This is a genomic window from Bradyrhizobium sp. 62, from assembly GCF_023073035.1.
In the GTDB taxonomy this organism is placed as follows: domain Bacteria; phylum Pseudomonadota; class Alphaproteobacteria; order Rhizobiales; family Xanthobacteraceae; genus Bradyrhizobium.
This window is the reverse complement of record NZ_JADPIT010000016.1, coordinates 418,237-435,493: the sequence shown is the minus strand read 5'-3', so window position 1 is coordinate 435,493 and position 17,257 is coordinate 418,237. Positions and strand designations below refer to the sequence as shown.

The following is a 17,257-nucleotide window of genomic DNA, read 5'->3' as shown; positions in this document are numbered from 1 at the left end:
ATTGCGCGTTAGGCCCGGATGACATCGAATGTCCGGCCCAAACGGGGCCTACGGCCCGTACAGCACGAGTTCCGTATCCGTGAGATCGGCGAGCTGCGGCCGGTGTGGGCCCTTGAAATATTTGCGGCCGCGACGCTCGGTGTAGATGCCGACGAGGCCGGAAACCGGGCCGTTGGAATCGACGGCGACCGCGATCTTGCCGAGCCGCAGCAGCAGCCGGCCGATGCGGCCTGCGCATTCGGTGTATTCGGCCGCGTTGCGGCAGTAGATCAGCTTCATCGCGGGCGGCGCAATGATGCCACGGCGGATGCGCACCGGTTGCAGGATGAAGGGGAACGTTCCCTTCGGCGTGCGGCAGACGAGGCTGAGGCAATTGTAGCGCGCATGCCGCGTCAAGAGATCGGTCTCGGCATCGGAAAGCCCGTCGATCGTCTTGGCGTGCTGCGAGATGACCTCGATCTTGCTCCAGCGTGGGACGCGCGCCAGCGCTGGCACCGAGAAGAAGATGCCACGGCAATAGGCGCGAAAGCCCTGCGTCTCGATGATCGGCCAGGTCCACGGCGCCGGGCTGATGTTGAGATAGGTGACGTCCTTGTGGCGCTGCGCGATCTTGGTCAGGAGCGGGGCGTAGTTGCGGTAGGCCGGATCGACGTACCAGCTCGACAAATTGCACTGGATGGCGGTCTCATCGCCGTCCCTCCGCGCCGTGTAGATCAGCAGCAGCACGCCGACCGGCGTGCCGTCATTGTCGAGCATGTAGCCGAAGCGCGGATAGCCTTCCGGTACGGGCCTGAAGGCCTGCCGGCGCAGGCCCTGGATCCAGTAGCCGCGCGAGCGGCCGACGAAGCCGCGCGTCAGCAAGTCCGCGACCGCATCGACGTCGGACTCGGTGATCTCGCGGCATCGGACCTTGGTATGGATCACGCTCGTCTTTCCCGTGGAAATGGCCGGCCTCTTCCCGTTAGCGCCAGCCTTCGCCGTGGGCATCGGCCGCGATCTGCGGCTGCAGGCACATGATCTCCCGCACCTTGGCGGGCCAGGCGGAAGGGTCGGTGCCGTGGGTGTGGAACATGGCGACAGCCAGGCGGTCCATGCCGAAGGCGACGCAGCCGGTGTGGGCCGGCTCGCCATTGGCGTCCTTAATGTCCCAGGTCGTGCCGAAATGCTCGCGGTGATAATTGAAGCTCATGCAGGCCGTCGGCTGCTCTTCCGAGCGCAGCGGGATCAGCAGTTCGAACTTGAGCTGCTGCTGCTTTTGGCTCACCGCCTTCATCTGACCGACGCGGCCGAAGAACGGATCGCTGGCATAATCGACGCGGAAGGTGAGACCGAGATCGGTCGCAATCGCCTGCGCGCGCACCATCCAGCGCTCGCGGAAATCGGCGACGTCGTCGGGGCTGCCGATGCAGACATATTCCCGCATCCGGAACGATTGCAGCCGGTCGAGATGTTTTGACGGCTCGCGGCGGAAGCAGTCGGCGGCGACGTCGAAGCGCAGGCCGCCCTTCGGCAACTGGCCGCGGCTCGCCGCGATCGGATAGACGGGATAGCAGGCCGCCGGCGACAGCACGAGGTCTGCCGGCGAGAGCGAGCTGGTCCAGTCACCGCCGGCATCGAAGCGGCTGACCGCGGCGTTGATCTCGCGCTCGGTGCCGTGCAGGCCGCAGACGCAACCGAGCAGGTTCGGAAAGCTCTTGAGATAGCCGGACTTCTCGAGCTGTGAACGGCTCATCACCGGCGGGAAGCGCATCACTTCGGTGCCCGCCTCGCGATGGCTCGTAATGAGTGCGGCGAGCCGCTCGACGATGCCCTCATAAAGCGCGGTGCGGGCGTAGACGCCGTCCGAGCCCATCGGATGAAAGAGCTTGTCGGCGAGATGATCGAGCGGATCCGCGATTTGCGGGGCGGTCTCGGGCGAATTGGGGAGGACGGCAATGTTCATGATTCGATGTCCTGCTATCTCAAAATTGTTCTTGTTGGTTTGGTCGCCAAGGCGCGTCAGTTAGGAAAAGGACGTCAGTCGTGAAGGCTCAATGGCACGCCGCTCATCAGGGTCGATGTTGCGGCGTTGGCCAGAATGCGGTCGTTGTTGATCATGATCGGCGACGACAGCACGTCGCGCAGGTGGCGGCCCATGGTGAACTCACCGTCATTGCGGTAGCCGGAAAGGCCTGCGGTGCGCATCGCATGCATCACGGTCTCGACCGCGAGCTCCGAGGCCTGCACCTTCAGAAGCGTGATCGAAGACTGGAAGTCGAGCGAGCCGAGCGCGCGTTCGTCGTGCTCGGCGCGAGCAAAGGCGTCGATATTGGCTGATATCAGCGCCCGCAGCTTGGCCAGCGACATCTTGGCGGCGGTGAAGTGCGCGGCCGCCGGGGGCATCTGGCCGCCTGAGGTGCGGGCCGCCTTGCGGACGAAGGCCTGCGCACGGGTAACGGCGGCTGCAGCAATACCAGCCCAGGCCGAGGACCAGCACAGATGCGCGAACGGCGTCATGGTCTGAGCGTGGATCTTGTCGTAGGATTCCGGGAAGACGCGGTCGGTCGGGCAGTCGACCTTCAGCTCGAAACCGGTCGAGCAGGTGCCGCGCATGCCGAGCGTTTCCCAGCCCAGCGTCCGCTTCAGCGAATAGTCGTCCCTGGCGAGCGCCAGAAGAACCTGGTCGGACGCAGAAGCGTCGGTGGCGCGGCGGGCGATGGTTACGAGGCCGTCGGCCTCGGCGCCGTAGGAGATCACTGTGGCGTCGCGCAGCAGCGAGACGGTGTCGCCGACGACGTCGACGGCGGCGGCGCTAGCGCGGATGTTTCCGCCGTTCTGGCCTTCGGTGGTGGAGGAGGCGAGCAGCCACTGGTCGCGCGCGACCCGGCGCATCATGGTTTCCATCCAGGGGATGCCGTGGCCGTGCCTGACGACGCAGGCGACCTTTGTCGTGTGCATGGCGTAGATCATCGCCGTGGAGGCGCAGGCGCGTCCGAGCGTGTAGCAGACGTCGGTGACGTCGTGGATCGAGGCACCGAAGCCGCCGAACTCGGCCGGGATCATGACGCCGAGCAGCTTCTGCTCACGCGCAACCTCGAAAGCCTTGTGAGGGAAGCGGGCATCGCGATCGACCCCGTCGGCGTCGGCTGCCGCCACGGTGGCGGTCCGGGCGGCGCGTTCGACGAGGGAGGGACCATGCTCGAGAAAGCTCGTCTGCGTCTCGTCGACAGTGAGGACTGCTTCACGCACGTTCATACTAGTCCGCCTCCGGTTTGCCGTTCAGGATCGCCGGCATCATTCGCGATGCCGCTTGAGCGATCCTTCGACCATCTTTGCTTATGAGATGAGGCTACGGATTTAATTCAAATTCGTCGATGAAATAGAGGGTAAACAAAGCCCAATTCCGAACGAACAGTTAAGTTCGGGTTGTTTGCATCGTCCGGATTCCCGCGATCGCGTTAGGGATCTGTAAGAAGCCGGAAATCCAGACAATCTGAGTCATCGTTTACTAAGAAACGCGAAGTAATGGTGGTGTCCATTGCGGGATCGGCCCGCCGTGCCCATCGTAGCCGGCAACCAGTCCGACCTTTGTCGACAGATGGGAATTTACCGATGCAGGCTTTCGATACCGAGTTGCGCAATCGCATCATCAAGCTGGTGAAGGGCATCCTCGCCCAGAACTCGCTCTCCGCCGAGGTCACGCCGCAGGCCAAGCTCGTCGACGTCGGCCTGACCTCGATGGACATGGTCAATCTGATGCTCGGCGTCGAAGCCGAGTTCAACTTCACGATTCCCCAGTCCGAGATCACACCGGAGAACTTCCAGTCGGTCGAGACGCTGGAGCGTATGGTCGCGACCCAGCTGCAGTCGGCGGCCGCGGCATAATCAGGCGCGCTGGCGCGCATCCTCCTGACGGCACTTCCTGACCCCATCACCCGTTCCAAAACCGACGTAAAACTGGCATAGCTTCCCCACGGGATTGCGAAGGCGCGAACGGGGTGGAGCAGGTATGACGCAGGCGGTATTGGGCATCATCGGCGGCTCCGGCATCTACGATCTGCCGGGGCTGGAGGACGCTCGCGAAGAGGTGATCAAAAGCCCCTGGGGTGAGCCGTCGGCGCCGCTGCGGCGCGGCTCCATTGCCGGCTTGCCGATCGTGTTCCTGCCGCGCCACGACAAGGGCCACCGGCTGTCGCCCTCCGACATCAATTATCGCGCCAATATCGACGTCCTCAAGCGCGCCGGGGTCACCGACCTGATCTCGCTGTCGGCCTGTGGCTCGTTCAAGGAGGAACTGCCGCCGGGAACCTTCGTTCTCGTCGACCAGTTCGTCGATCGCACCCACAAACGCGAGAGCTCGTTCTTCGGGAGGGGATGCGTCGCGCATGTGTCGATGGCGCACCCGGTCTCGCCGCGGCTGCGCATCCATCTTGCCACGGCGGCCGAAGCCGAGGGCATCGCGTTTGCGCGCGGCGGCACCTATGTCTGCATGGAGGGACCGCAATTCTCGACCTATGCGGAAAGCACGACCTACAAGACGCTTGGTTATTCCGTGATCGGCATGACCAACATGCCCGAGGCGAAACTCGCGCGTGAGGCCGAGCTTTGCTACGCCACCGTCGCGATGGTGACGGATTTCGATTGCTGGCATCCCGATCACGACGCCGTCACCGTGCAGGACATCATCCGCGTTCTGAGCTCGAACGCCGACAAGGCAAAAGCGCTGGTGGCGCGGCTGGCGAAAGACTTCCCGCGCGAGCATGAGCCGTGCCCGATCGGCTCGGACCGCGCGCTCGATGCCGCGCTGATCACTGCGCCCGAGGCGCGCGATCCCGAGCTCCTGAAGAAGCTCGATGCGGTGGCCGGGCGCATTTTGCGGACGTGATACGAAAGGCAGAATGCCATGAAGGTCGACGGCAAGCATTTCCGTAGCATCTGGCGCGAGCGCGACGGCTGGTCGGTCGGAGCGATCGACCAGCGCCGGCTGCCGCACGAGTTCATCGTTGCGAAGCTGACCTCATGCGAGGACGCGGCCCTCGCCATCCGCGAGATGCTGGTGCGCGGTGCGCCGCTGATCGGCGCGACCGCAGCCTACGGCATGGCGCTGGCGATGCGCGAGGACGCCTCCGACGCCGGCCTGAAGCGTGCCTACGACACGCTCGTGGTGGCGCGGCCGACGGCGATCAATCTGAAATGGGCCCTGGACGAGATGCGCGCGAGCCTCGCGCCGATCGATCCGCTGGAGCGGGCCGAAGCTGCCTATGCGCGCGCCGACGAGATCGTCGAGCAGGACGTCGAGATCAACCGCGGCATCGCCGGCAACGGCCTGAAACTCATCGAGGCGATCGTCGCAAGGAAGAAGCCGGGCGAGACGGTCAATGTGCTGACCCATTGCAATGCCGGCTGGCTTGCGACGGTCGACTGGGGCACGGCGACGGCGCCGATCTATCTCGCGCATGAGCGCGGCATCAAGGTCCATGTCTGGGTCGATGAGACGCGCCCGCGCAACCAGGGCGCCTCGCTCACGGCCTGGGAGCTCGGCCATCACGGCGTGGCGCATACCGTGATTCCGGACAACACCGGCGGGCATCTGATGCAGCACGGCATGGTCGATCTCGCCATCGTCGGCACCGATCGCGTTGCCGCCAATGGCGACGTCTGCAACAAGATCGGCACATATTTGAAGGCGCTCGCCGCTCACGACAACAACGTGCCGTTCTATGTCGCGCTGCCGTCGCCGACGATCGATTTTGCCGTTGATGACGGCGTCCGCGACATCCCGATCGAGCAGCGCAGCGGCACGGAAGTCACCGACATGACCGGCCGCACCGCAGACGGAAGGCTTGAGACGGTACGCATCGTGCCGGAGGGCTCGCCGGTCGCGAATTATGCCTTCGACGTCACCCCGGCGCGGCTCGTCACCGGCCTCATCACCGAGCGAGGCGTGTTGAAAGCCAATCGCGCGTCACTTGCCGCGGCGTTTCCGGAGCGGATCGCAGCCGCGGCGGAGTAGGTCTGGTTCGGCGATAGCTCGCAATGACGGAGAATGACGCTCTAGCTCAGCTTCAATCCCGTCGCGGCCTCGAGCTCGGCGATCGCCTGGGCGCCGCTGGTGACCTTGACCGTCGTCATGCCCATCTCGCGGGCCGGCTTCAGATTGACGCCGAGATCGTCGAGATAGACGCAATTCTTCGGATCAACCTTCAGTGTCTCGACCATCAGCTGATAAATGCGCGGGTCGGGCTTGCGCAGGCCGATCTTGGCGGACTCGATGACATGGTCGAACAGCACCATCACCTCGGCGACATAGAGTGAGCGGCCGGTCATGCTGCCGATCGCATTGGCCGGCAGATTGTTGGTAATGCAGCCGGTCTTGAATTGCGCCTTGATGCGCTTCAGCGCTTCCACCATCTCGGGGCGCAGATCGCCCTGAAGCAGCGGGAGCACATCGCGGCCGCGCACCTCCGCGCCGAGCGCCAGCGACTCCGTTGCGAACAGCTCGTCGAACGTGTCGATATCGACCTCGGCGCGCTCGAACTTGGCCCAGGCATTTTCCAGATGATTGGCGGCATTGGTGCGCCGGATGATGTCGATGGGCAGGCCACGCTCTGTCTCGAACCGCGTGAACGCCTCGAACGGCGAACTCGTCAGCACGCCGCCAAAATCAAAGATCACAGCCTCGATCGTCAAGATCCCGCCCTCGTCAATTCCTTTCCAAGAGCGCTAGCATGCGCTATCGGCAAGGGCCAGTCCGAAGCCATCCCGCCGCCGTCACCGATGCCGAAGCATGTTCCCATGAAAAAGCTTGCAACGATCATTACAGCCGCGCTGCTGCTGGCCACGCCCGCTTATGCCATCGTTGGCGGCGGCACGCCGCAGGCCGATGGCGTCGCGCGCGCCGTCGTCACCATCGTTGGCTCGCGCGGCAATTTTTGTACCGGCACCCTGGTTGCGCCAAGGCTGGTACTTACCGTCGCCCACTGCGTGCAGCCCGGCGCGGACTACAAGATCGTCGACCGCGGCGCCGACGGGCAGCCGCAACTGCTGAATGTCCGCACCGTCGCGATCCATCCGAGTTTCAACATGCAGGCGATGCAAGCGCATCGCGCTACCGCCGACCTGGCGCTGCTGCAGCTGGAAATTCCATTGAAGGGAAAATCGACGGTACCGGTCGGTGCGCCGAATATCCCGATCCAGGTCGGCAGCCGCTTCGTCATCGCCGGTATCGGCGTCACCGTGCGTGGCGACGGCAAGAGTGGCGGCGCGACGCGTGTTGCCGGTCTCGTTGCGACGGGGCAGCCCGGCACGCTCCAGATCCGGTTGGTCGACCCCGTAACCAACGGTGTTCGCGACGGAATTGGCGCCTGCACCGGTGATTCCGGCGGTCCCGTGTTCGAGGACAAGCCGGCCGGAGCCGTGCTCGTCGGCGTGATCAGCTGGTCCACGGGGCCGAACGGAGCCGCCGGCTGCGGCGGGCTGACGGGGGTCACGCCGCTCACGCTCTATCGCGACTGGATCTTGCAGACCGCGCGGAGCTGGGGCGCGACGCTGTGATTTGACCGCGTCCTGATCTATGTCATCTTGAAGCGGAAGCGCGCTGGGCGACCACGTCCGTCGTGGAGAAACGCGCCGCCCAATCAAGGGCGGCCACAAAAACAAGCAAGGCATAGAAGCAACAATGAATGTCGCTGTTCGCAGTCACGCCACGGCCAAACAGGCTTCTGAACATTTCGACGTGCTGATCGTCGGCGCCGGTATCTCGGGCATCGGCAGCGCCTATCACATGACCAAGCAGCTTCCGGATGCGAGCTTCGTCATCCTGGAAACGCAGGAGACGTTCGGTGGCACATGGACCACTCATCGCTATCCCGGAATTCGTTCGGACAGCGACCTCCACACCTTCGGGTATAGCTTCAAGCCCTGGGTCGGGCCGCCGATCGCGACCGCCGAGGAAATCCTCGCCTACATGAACGAGGTGATCGACGAAAACGATATCGCGCGGCATATCCGCTACAAGCACAGGATCAATTCGGCGAGCTGGTCGAGCGAGCAAAACCTCTGGACCATCGAGGCGGTGACGACCGACACCGGCGAGCCAAAAACTTTCACGGCGAACTTCCTCTGGATGTGCCAGGGCTACTACCGCCATTCGGAAGGCTATACGCCGGAATGGAAAGGTACCGATCGCTTCAAGGGCCGCATCGTTCATCCGCAGACCTGGCCTGATGATATCGACCTCGCGAACAAGAAGGTCGTCGTGATCGGCTCCGGCGCGACGGCGGCGACGCTGGTGCCGAACATTGCCGACAAATGCGCGCATGTCACGATGCTGCAGCGTTCGCCGACCTATTTCCGTCTCGGCCGCAACGCCATCGAGATCGCGGAGGAGCTGCGCCGGCTGCAGGTCGACGAGGCCTGGATCCACGAGATTGTCCGGCGAAAGATCCTGTTCGAGCAGGATGCGTTCACCAAGCTTTGCTTGTCAAAACCCGAGCAGGTGAAAAAGGAGCTGATCGGCCAGATCAGCGCGGTGCTCGGTCCGGAGTACGATGTCGACACCCATTTCACGCCGAGCTACCGGCCATGGCGGCAGCGCATCGCCTTCGTGCCCGATGCCGATCTGTTCAAGGGCATCGCCAGCGGCAAGGCGTCCGTCGTCACCGACGACATCGAATGTTTCGTCGAGAACGGTATCCAGCTCAAATCCGGCAAGCTGCTCGAAGCCGACATCATCGTCACCGCAACCGGCTTCAATCTCGCGGCGCTCGGCGACATCGCCTTCGAGGTCGACGGCAAGCCGCTCGCCTTCGGCGACACCGTCACCTATCGCGGCATGATGTTCACGGGCGTGCCGAACATGGTCTGGGTGTTCGGCTATTTCCGCGCCAGCTGGACGCTGCGCGTCGACCTCGTCGCCGACTTCGTCTGCCGTCTGCTCGGTCACATGAAGGCCAAAGGGAAGAAGAAGGTCGAGGTGAGCTTGCGCGCCGAAGACCACAACATGCCGATCCTGCCCTGGATCGATCCGGAAAACTTCAATCCTGGCTACATGATGCGCAACATGGACCTGCTGCCCAAGCGCGGCGACAAGCCGGAATGGCAGCACAGCCAGGACTACTGGACCGAAAAGGACGAGATCCCGAAGACGGATCTGGATGGCGGGGAGTTTGTGTACGGGTGAGGGCCGCTAGGCGCTAACCAAGCATTGCAATGTCGTCCCGGCCTCGTGCGCAATTGCGCACTAGGCCGGGACGACATCTTTTGTTGGGCGAGGAGTGTCCCAATTCGTTCGCAGCAAAACTACGAATTCCTTCTTGTCGCATTCGTCGCAATCGCCGCAGCCGCCGTCCGGTTCTCGACGCCGAGCTTGGAGTAGATCTGCTCGAGATGCTTGTCGACCGTGCGCGGGCTCAAGCCCAAAATCTGCGCGATGTCGCGGTTGGTCTTGCCCTTGCTGAGCCAGGCCAGCACCTCGCCTTCGCGGGTGGTGAGGCCAAGCTCGCTGGTGAATTCGGGTGGCGGCGCGGTGCCGGACTCCCGGGAGAGTCGCAGCAGGAACTCGTTCGGCGCGGTCTCGCCCATGTAGTACAGGCGGAGCTGAGGACTGTCGGGCAAGGAAGCCGCCTGAGACTTCGAGCTGCCCTTGCCCTTCGCCTGCTCCAGCCATTGCAGCAATGGTACCGGCAGGACGAAGTCGTCCTCGGCCTGCGCGCCGTGGTGGTCTGCCAGCAGCTTCTGCGCCTGCGGGGTCGCCCACAACAATTTGCCCTGGCGGTTGACCGCGAACAAGAATCGGCCGGAGACGTCGAGCGCGGCGCGCGCGCTCTGCGTCATCCGCGCGTTGCCGAGATGAACGCGGATGCGCGCCAGCATCTCCTCGATCACGATCGGCTTGGTCACGTAGTCGACGCCGCCGGCCTCCAGCCCGCGCACGATGTGCTCGGTCTCGGCGAGCCCCGTCATGAAGATCACCGGGACATTGGCAAGGCCCGCATCACGCTTGAGGCGGCGGCAGGTCTCGAACCCGTCCATGCCCGGCATCACCGCGTCGAGCAGCACGATGTCAGGCGTGATCTGGTCGACGATGCGCATCGCGGCTGCGCCGTCGAGCGCCACCATCACCGTCATCCCTGCGCTGTCGAGCGCGTCGGTAAGCAGCCGCAGCGTCTCCGGGGAGTCGTCGACAACGAGCGCGACGTCGCGCTTTTTCGACTCAGTGCTCATACGCATGCAACGTCTTCAATGTGGCCATGTACTGGTCGAGATCGAAGCGGTCGATCAGCGACCGCATTTCCGCGACGAAGTCGGCATGTTCAGGGTGCTCGCTGCCGATCTCGTCCAGCTTCAACTGGATAGCCTTGACGTAGCCGATCTGACCAAGCCCGATCAGCGCCTCGATGTGTCGTGCAGGTGGCCGCGAGCCGCTCTCCGCCCGCCAGAGCGGCACCGCGATCTCCTCCGAGCCGTATTGCCATTCGACCTTGAGAAGCTGGCGGATGCCTTCCAAAAGCCTGGGAATGTCGATCGGCTTCATCAGATAGCCATCGTGGAAGGGCTGCGCCAGCGGTGTGCCGTGGGCCTCGAGCGCGCTGGCCGACACCATCAGGATGCGCGCCTGATGGTGGCCGTTGGCGCGTAGCGTCTCCGCGACCGTCCAGCCATCCATGCCCGGCATGGAAATGTCGAGCAGGAACAGATCGGGCCGGCAGTGCTGGGCCAGCGCCAGGCAGCCGGGTCCGTCGGGAGCGCTGAGCAGGATGAAGCCGAGTGGTGTCAACACCTCGCGCAGGAGGTCGCGATGCACGGGATCGTCGTCGGTGATGAGGATGGTCTTGCGCGCGCCGTGATAGCCTGAGATCGGGGCCTCCACCGGCGCAATACGCTGCGGATTGGTGACTTCCGATAGCAGCATCTTGACCTTGAACGTGCTGCCGCTGCCGACCGTGCTCGAGACCTTGATGTCGCCGCCCATGACGCCGGCGAGCAGCCGGCTGATGGTCAGGCCCAGCCCGGTGCCGGTCTGCGGCTGCGAGACACCGAGCGCACCGCGTTCAAAGGGTGCGAAGATGCGTTCGAGATCGTCGCCCTGGACGCCGGGGCCGGTGTCGATCACCTCGAATTCCGCGACCGGGCTGCGATAGTGCACCACGAAATGGACGCTGCCGGTCTGGGTGAATTTGATCGCGTTGGACAGCAGATTGATCAGCACCTGGCGCAGCCGCTTCTCGTCGGCATAGACCACGACCGGCAAATGCGCCGGCCGCCTGAACACGAAGTCGATGCTCTTGGCGGCGGCCTGAAGGCGGAACATGCCGACGAGCTGGTCGAGGAACTCGGTCAGGCGCACCTCGTCGCGCGACAGGTACAGCCGCCCCGCCTCGATCTTGGAGATGTCCAGAATGCCGTCGATCAGGCCGGAGAGGTGGTCGGCGCTGCGTCGGACGACGCGGACCTGGTCGCGCGGCTTGGTGTTGAGCGTGGTGTCCTGCTCCAGGAGTTGGGCATAGCCGCTGATCGCATTGAGCGGCGAGCGCAGCTCGTGGCTCAGGCCCACCACGTAGCGGCTCTTGGCGAGGTTGGCGGATTCGGCGATTTCCTTGGCGCGCTGGAGCTCGGCGTCGGTGCGCTTGTGCGCGTCGATCTCCTGGATCAGCAGCGTGGTCTGGCGCCGGGTCTCGGCCTCGGCGGCCCGTCGGCTCTGCTGCGCCAGCACGAACAGCCAGGCGACCACGCCGATGATGATGCTGAGCGAGAAGAACACCTTCCAGAGCACGTTGGAGACGAGCATGTTCTCGCCGGGCACGCTGACCGAGGTCTGGAGGTAGATCAGCCCCAGTACCAGCGCGACGAGGCCCGCGGAGACCACGAACACACCGATGTAATGGCCGAACTGCGAGTTGATCCGCTGATAGATCGCCTGCGGCAAGATCCTGGCGAGCGCGTCGGCGAACTGCACCTGCGCGCGCGCATGCGGTTTGCACAAATCGTGGCAGCGCGCGTCGAGCGAGCAGCATAGCGAGCAGATCGGGCCGGCATAGGCAGGACAGGAGGTCATGTCCTCCGGCTCGAAATGGTGCTCGCAGATACAGCACTGGATCGATTCGATATTGGCCCAGCTCCTCTTCGGCTTGCGCGCGATGTAGTATTTTCCGTCGGTGAGCCAGGCGATGACGGGCGCGGTGACGAAGGCGACCGTCAGTGCGACGAAGGCCGCGAGCGCTTTCATGGTCGAGCCGAACAGGCCGTAGAATGCCGCGATCGAGACGATGGTCGCGATCGTCATCGCGCCGACGCCGACCGGGTTGATATCGTAGAGATGGGCGCGCTTGAACTCCATCTGCGGTGGGCGCAGGCCGAGCGGCTTGTTGACCACGAGATCGGACACCAGCGCGCCAACCCAGGCGATCGCGACATTGGAGTAGAGCGCGAGCGTCTGCTCCAGCGCCTTGTAGACGCCGATCTCCATCAGCAGCAGCGCCACCATCACGTTGAACACCAGCCAGACGACCCGGCCGGGATGGCTATGCGTCAGACGCGAGAAGAAGTTCGACCAGGCGATCGAGCCGGCATACGCGTTGGTGACGTTGATCTTGAGCTGCGACAGGATCACGAACGCGCCGGTGAGTGCCAAGGCCATGTCCGGCTGCGACAGCACGTAGCGAAACGCTTCGAGATACATGTGCGCAGGCTCGGCCGCCAGCTCGCTGGAGAGGCCGTGGCTCAGCGCGAAGAAGGCGAGAAACGAGCCCAGCAGCAGTTTCAGCGCGCCGAAGATGATCCAGCCGGGGCCGGCGATCAGAAGGGCGGCCCACCACGACGTTCGCGACGTGCGGCGGTCGCGCGGCAGAAACCTGAGGAAATCGACCTGCTCGCCGATCTGGGCCACCAGCGAAAACACCACGGAGGATGCGACACCAAACAGCAGCAGATCGAAATGTCCGCTGGGGTCGCCGTGCTCGCCGGCGAATTTGCGCCACTCCGTGAACGAGTAAGGGTTGGCCCAGGCGATCGCCGCGAAGGGCAGGATGTGCAGGATGATCCAGATCGGCTGCGTCCAGAGCTGGAACCGGCTGATCAGCGTGATGCCGTAGGTGACAAGCGGGATGATCGCGACCGCGCTGATGAGGTACCCGATCGGGCGCGGAATGCCGAAGCACATCTCGAGCGCGGTCGCCAGGATTACCGCTTCGATGGCGAAGAAGATGAAGGTGAAGGAGGCGTAGATCAGCGAGGTGACGGTCGAGCCGATATAGCCAAAGCCGGCGCCGCGGGTAAGCAGGTCAATGTCGATGCCGCATTTGGCGGCATAATAGGCAATCGGGACGCCGCAGCAGAAGATGATGGTGGAGACGACGAGGATCGCGGCGGTGGCGTTGGTAACGCCGTAGTTCAGGGTGATGGTGCCGCCGATCGCCTCCAGCGCGAGAAAGGAGATGGCGCCCAGTGCAGTGTTGGCGACGCGGGCGGCGGACCACCGGCGCGCGCTCTTGGCGGTGAAGCGCAGCGCGTAGTCTTCCAGCGTCTGGTTGGCGACCCATTGGTTGTACTGGCGCCTGACGCGATCTATTCGCTGCCGCCCTGCCACTTCAGCCCCACTCCTACTCCCGAACGCGCCGGACCCCTCGCAAAACCCGTACCAAAAGCCTACGTCGTCATTTTGCGGTGCAGTATACGCGATCTTGCGTATGCTTGCAGTGCACAAATTCGAGCCATCCTCACGGCACCAATCGCGTGTCCTCGAACAACAGTGGGGTGCTCATGTCAGACGAAGCGAACAAGGGCCTGTTATCGCCGCTCCGGCGCAAATTATTGATGGGAATGGCGGCCGTGCCGGCCATCACCATGCTGCCGCGAGCATCTTTTGCGCAGGCCCCGGCGACCTCGGCGGTCAATACCACGGGCCTCGCGGTTACCGACACCGAGGTTACGGTCGGCATCCTGCATTCGGCGACCGGCACCATGGCGATCTCCGAGACCGGCTCGATCGAGGCCGAAAAGCTCGCCATCGAGCAGATCAATGCCATGGGCGGCGTGCTGGGGCGCAAGATCAAGTTCATCCAGGAAGACGGCGCCAGCGACTGGCCGACCTTTGCCGAAAAGGCCAAAAAGCTGCTCGTCAACGACAAGGTCGCGGCGATCATGGGCTGCTGGACCTCGGCGTCCCGAAAGGCCGTGCTGCCCGTCATGGAGCAGTACAACGGCATGCTCTACTACCCGACCTTCTACGAAGGTCTCGAGCAGTCCAAGAACGTGATCTATACCGGCCAGGAAGCCACTCAGCAGATCCTCGCCGGCCTGAACTGGATCGCCAAGGAGAAGGGTGCGAAGTCGTTCTTCTTCATCGGCTCCGACTACATCTGGCCGCGCACCTCGAACAAGATCGCGCGCAAGCATGTCGAGAACGTGCTGAAGGGCAAGGTCGTCGGCGAAGAATATTATCCGCTCGGCAACACCCAGTTCAATTCGGTCATCAACAAGATCAAGCTGACCAAGCCAGACGTGATCTTCACCGACGTGGTCGGCGGTTCGAACGTCGCGTTCTACAAGCAGCTCAAGGCGGCCGGTATTGATCTCTCCAAGCAGGCGCTGCTGACGATCTCGGTGACGGAAGACGAGATCGACGGCATCGGCGGCGAGAACATCGCGGGTGCCTATGCCTGCATGAAGTACTTCCAGTCGCTCGACAATCCGAACAACAAGACCTTCGTCCCGGCGTTCAAGAAAATGTGGGGCGAGAAGACCGTGATCGGAGACGTCACCCAGGCTGCCTATCTCGGCCCGTGGCTGTGGAAGTTGACGGTGGAGAAGGCGGGCTCCTTCGACATCGACAAGATCGCGGCGGCATCGCCAGGCATCGAGTTCAAGGGCGCTCCGGAAGGCTATGTGCGCATCCACGAAAATCATCACCTCTGGTCGAAGACCCGGGTGGGACGCGCCAAGCTCGATGGCCAGTTCGAACTGATCTACGAGACCGCTGATCTGGTCGAGCCGGATCCGTTCCCCAAGGGCTACCAGTAAGACGAGAGCCTATCAGTCAGTCACGGCGTTCGTCGCCGTTTCCCTTTCAGACAAAACCTCTCCCTGGCGTGGACCGCAAATCCACGCCCAAGACCCCCGCGTCGCGAACCTGCTCGCGACGCGGGACCCTTTCCCGACGGAGGACATCGATGTTCGGCGACTACTCGCTTGGTGACCTTGGCTCCATCTTCGTCATGCAAGGCTTTGCAGGACTGATCCTGTTCTCCGTCTACGTCCTGATGGCGCTGGGACTTGCGATCATCTTCGGCCAGATGGGCGTCATCAACATGGCCCATGGCGAGTTCATGATCCTTGGGGCCTACGTCACCTGGATGACCTCGAGCTTCTTCCAGTCCTATTTGCCGAGCCTGTTCAGCGGCTACTTCTTCCTCGCGATGATCCTGGCCTTTGTCGCATCCGGTGCGTTGGGGATGCTGGTGGAATGGGTGCTGATACGGCACCTCTACAAGCGCCCGCTCGACACGCTGCTTGCGACCTGGGGCCTCAGCCTGATCCTGCAACAGGCCTATCGTTCCGTGTTCGGCGCGCGCGAGGTCGGCGTCGAGCTGCCGCAATGGATGCTTGGCTCGTTGCACGTGACCGACAGCATCGAAGTGCCGATCAACGGCGTCTTCGTGATGTGCCTCACCGTCCTGATCACCGTGGGCGTCGCCTACGTAATGTACAAATCGCGCTGGGGCCGGCAGGTGCGCGCCGTCGTGCAGAACCGCATCATGGCCGGAGCCGTCGGCATCAACACCGAAAAGGTGGATCGCTACACTTTCGGCCTCGGCTGCGGCATTGCCGGTGTCGCCGGGAGCGCCTTCACGATGATCGGCTCGACCGGGCCGACCTCCGGACAGCTCTACATCGTCGATACGTTCCTCGTGGTCGTGTTCGGCGGCGCGGCAAGCCTGCTCGGCACCATCGCATCGGCCTTCTCGATCTCGCAGACCCAATCCACCCTCGAGTTCTTCCTGTCGGGCTCGATGGCCAAGGTGCTGACGCTGCTTGCCGTTGTCGGAATCCTGATGCTGCGGCCGCAGGGTCTCTTCGCCCTCAAGGTCCGCAAATAACAAGAAGCAGGCAAGTCATGGTCATCAACTCACGCTTCTTCAATCGATCCGAGCTCATGGGCTTCCTCGTGCTGGCCGCTGTGCTGTTCGTGATCCTGCCGCTCTCGCTGGATGTGTTCCGTCTCAACCTCGTCGCGAAATATCTGACCTACGCCTTCGTCGCGCTCGGTCTCGTGCTGTGCTGGGGCTACGGCGGCATTCTCAGTCTGGGGCAGGGCGTGTTCTTCGGCCTCGGCGGCTATTGCATGGCGATGTTCCTCAAGCTGGAGGCCTCCAGCGTCGAGAATACCAAGATCCAATCGACGCCAGGCATCCCGGACTTCATGGACTGGAATCAGATCACGTCACTGCCACTGTTCTGGCAGCCGTTTCACAGTCTCGCCTTCACCATCCTCGCCATCATCCTGGTCCCCGGCATCTTCGCGCTGATCATCGGCACTGCGATGTTCAAGCGCCGCGTCGGCGGCACCTACTTTGCCATTATCACCCAGGCGGTGGCGGCCATCCTCACAATCCTGATCGTGGGCCAGCAGGGCTACACCGGCGGCATCAACGGCATGACCGACCTGCGCACCCTGAAGGGTTGGGACATCCGTCCCGACCACGCCAAGGTCATCCTGTACTTCGTCGAAGTGGTGCTGCTGTTCGCCTGCATCGGCATCGCGCAGTTCATCCGCCTGACCAAGCTCGGCCGCATCCTGGTGGCTATGCGCGAACAGGAAGACCGCGTCCGCTTCTCCGGCTACAGCGTCGCCAACTTCAAGATCTTTGCGTTCTGTATGGCCGCGGTTTTCGCCGCGATCGGCGGGGCCATGTTCGCGCTCAATGTCGGTTTTATGTCGCCGTCCTTTGTCGGCATCGTGCCGTCGATCGAGATGGTGATCTACACCGCGGTCGGCGGACGGATGTCGATCTTTGGTGCGATATGGGGAGCCATTCTGGTGAACTTCGCCAAGACCAGCCTGTCGGAATCCTTTCCGCAACTCTGGCTGTTTGGTCTCGGCGCGCTGTTCATCGCGGTCGTGCTCGCTTTCCCGAACGGCCTGTCGGGGCTCTGGGGCGACTATGTGCAGCCGCGCATCGACCGCCTGCTCGCCTCGCGCAAGAAGCCGGGCTGGAGCGACAATTCGGTTGCCGACGGCGCACCCGCAGAGTGAGGTGGCCATCATGCTCGTCGGTCATCA

Annotated in this window: 14 protein-coding genes; 8 read left to right on the top strand and 6 right to left on the bottom strand. The window is 63.4% G+C overall.

From position 1 onward, the window contains the following. Nucleotides 1–48: 48 nt before the first annotated feature. From IVB47_RS21025 to IVB47_RS21015, 3 genes are all read right to left on the bottom strand, one after another. Nucleotides 49–924, bottom strand: a complete 876-nt coding sequence (locus tag IVB47_RS21025) for a hypothetical protein (protein ID WP_027566010.1) — start codon at nt 922–924, stop codon at nt 49–51. 37 nt (nt 925–961) lie between these two features. Next, nucleotides 962–1,942, bottom strand: a complete 981-nt coding sequence (locus tag IVB47_RS21020) for an amino acid--[acyl-carrier-protein] ligase (protein ID WP_247463901.1) — start codon at nt 1,940–1,942, stop codon at nt 962–964. A 74-nt stretch (nt 1,943–2,016) separates the two neighbouring features. After that, nucleotides 2,017–3,234, bottom strand: a complete 1,218-nt coding sequence (locus tag IVB47_RS21015; RefSeq protein WP_247357526.1) for an acyl-CoA dehydrogenase family protein — start codon at nt 3,232–3,234, stop codon at nt 2,017–2,019. 357 nt (nt 3,235–3,591) lie between these two features. Between IVB47_RS21015 and IVB47_RS21010 the strand changes: the two genes are divergently transcribed. From IVB47_RS21010 to mtnA, 3 genes are all read left to right on the top strand, one after another. Then, nucleotides 3,592–3,864 (top strand): phosphopantetheine-binding protein, encoded by a 273-nt coding sequence (locus tag IVB47_RS21010; RefSeq protein ID WP_247463898.1) that lies wholly within the window; start codon nt 3,592–3,594, stop codon nt 3,862–3,864. Nucleotides 3,865–3,988: 124 nt separating this feature from the next. After that, nucleotides 3,989–4,864, top strand: a complete 876-nt coding sequence (locus IVB47_RS21005; protein WP_247463895.1) for an S-methyl-5'-thioadenosine phosphorylase — start codon at nt 3,989–3,991, stop codon at nt 4,862–4,864. 18 nt (nt 4,865–4,882) lie between these two features. Next, entirely contained in the window at nt 4,883–5,992 is a 1,110-nt protein-coding gene (gene mtnA, locus IVB47_RS21000; RefSeq protein ID WP_247463892.1) for an S-methyl-5-thioribose-1-phosphate isomerase, read from the top strand. 41 nt (nt 5,993–6,033) lie between these two features. On the opposite strand, the gene IVB47_RS20995 is transcribed toward mtnA, so the two are convergent. After that, nucleotides 6,034–6,669 carry an HAD-IA family hydrolase gene (locus IVB47_RS20995; RefSeq protein ID WP_247463889.1) on the bottom strand — a complete coding sequence of 212 codons (636 nt, stop codon included), beginning with the start codon at nt 6,667–6,669 and terminating at the stop codon, nt 6,034–6,036. A gap of 105 nt (nt 6,670–6,774) precedes the next feature. On the opposite strand from IVB47_RS20995, the gene IVB47_RS20990 reads away from it, so the two are divergent. Beyond that, entirely contained in the window at nt 6,775–7,533 is a 759-nt protein-coding gene (locus tag IVB47_RS20990) for a trypsin-like serine protease (RefSeq protein ID WP_247463885.1), read from the top strand. Nucleotides 7,534–7,657: 124 nt separating this feature from the next. Then, nucleotides 7,658–9,160, top strand: coding sequence for an NAD(P)/FAD-dependent oxidoreductase (locus IVB47_RS20985; RefSeq protein ID WP_247463882.1), 1,503 nt, complete (start codon nt 7,658–7,660; stop codon nt 9,158–9,160). 119 nt (nt 9,161–9,279) lie between these two features. On the opposite strand, the gene IVB47_RS20980 is transcribed toward IVB47_RS20985, so the two are convergent. Together IVB47_RS20980 and IVB47_RS20975 are read right to left on the bottom strand one after the other, a co-directional pair. Then, the gene (locus IVB47_RS20980; protein ID WP_247463879.1) at nt 9,280–10,209 is read right to left on the bottom strand and encodes a response regulator transcription factor; all 930 of its coding nucleotides are present in this window, start codon (nt 10,207–10,209) and stop codon (nt 9,280–9,282) included. Then, nucleotides 10,193–13,564, bottom strand: coding sequence for an ATP-binding protein (locus tag IVB47_RS20975; RefSeq protein WP_247463875.1), 3,372 nt, complete (start codon nt 13,562–13,564; stop codon nt 10,193–10,195). Before IVB47_RS20975 ends, IVB47_RS20980 begins: the two co-directional genes overlap by 17 nt. Before the next feature lie 173 nt (nt 13,565–13,737). Between IVB47_RS20975 and urtA the strand changes: the two genes are divergently transcribed. The 3 genes from urtA to urtC all read left to right on the top strand — a co-directional run bounded on the left by urtA (nt 13,738) and on the right by urtC (nt 17,230). Beyond that, nucleotides 13,738–14,997, top strand: coding sequence for an urea ABC transporter substrate-binding protein (gene urtA / locus IVB47_RS20970; RefSeq protein ID WP_018455941.1), 1,260 nt, complete (start codon nt 13,738–13,740; stop codon nt 14,995–14,997). A gap of 149 nt (nt 14,998–15,146) precedes the next feature. Beyond that, the gene (gene urtB, locus IVB47_RS20965) at nt 15,147–16,073 is read left to right on the top strand and encodes an urea ABC transporter permease subunit UrtB (protein ID WP_018455942.1); all 927 of its coding nucleotides are present in this window, start codon (nt 15,147–15,149) and stop codon (nt 16,071–16,073) included. Between the two features lie 17 nt (nt 16,074–16,090). Beyond that, nucleotides 16,091–17,230, top strand: coding sequence for an urea ABC transporter permease subunit UrtC (urtC, locus tag IVB47_RS20960; protein WP_247463873.1), 1,140 nt, complete (start codon nt 16,091–16,093; stop codon nt 17,228–17,230). Nucleotides 17,231–17,257: the final 27 nt, after the last annotated feature.

What these genes read in the sequence shown, in the direction of transcription:
- IVB47_RS21020 (WP_247463901.1), bottom strand. Translation starts at nt 1,942, where the DNA reads ATGAACATTGCCGTCCTCCCCAATTCGCCCGAGACCGCCCCGCAAATC.
- IVB47_RS21015 (WP_247357526.1), bottom strand. Translation starts at nt 3,234, where the DNA reads ATGAACGTGCGTGAAGCAGTCCTCACTGTCGACGAGACGCAGACGAGC.
- IVB47_RS21010 (WP_247463898.1), top strand. Translation starts at nt 3,592, where the DNA reads ATGCAGGCTTTCGATACCGAGTTGCGCAATCGCATCATCAAGCTGGTG.
- IVB47_RS21005 (WP_247463895.1), top strand. Translation starts at nt 3,989, where the DNA reads ATGACGCAGGCGGTATTGGGCATCATCGGCGGCTCCGGCATCTACGAT.
- mtnA (WP_247463892.1), top strand. Translation starts at nt 4,883, where the DNA reads ATGAAGGTCGACGGCAAGCATTTCCGTAGCATCTGGCGCGAGCGCGAC.
- IVB47_RS20990 (WP_247463885.1), top strand. Translation starts at nt 6,775, where the DNA reads ATGAAAAAGCTTGCAACGATCATTACAGCCGCGCTGCTGCTGGCCACG.
- IVB47_RS20985 (WP_247463882.1), top strand. Translation starts at nt 7,658, where the DNA reads ATGAATGTCGCTGTTCGCAGTCACGCCACGGCCAAACAGGCTTCTGAA.
- IVB47_RS20980 (WP_247463879.1), bottom strand. Translation starts at nt 10,209, where the DNA reads ATGCGTATGAGCACTGAGTCGAAAAAGCGCGACGTCGCGCTCGTTGTC.
- urtA (WP_018455941.1), top strand. Translation starts at nt 13,738, where the DNA reads ATGTCAGACGAAGCGAACAAGGGCCTGTTATCGCCGCTCCGGCGCAAA.
- urtB (WP_018455942.1), top strand. Translation starts at nt 15,147, where the DNA reads ATGTTCGGCGACTACTCGCTTGGTGACCTTGGCTCCATCTTCGTCATG.
- urtC (WP_247463873.1), top strand. Translation starts at nt 16,091, where the DNA reads ATGGTCATCAACTCACGCTTCTTCAATCGATCCGAGCTCATGGGCTTC.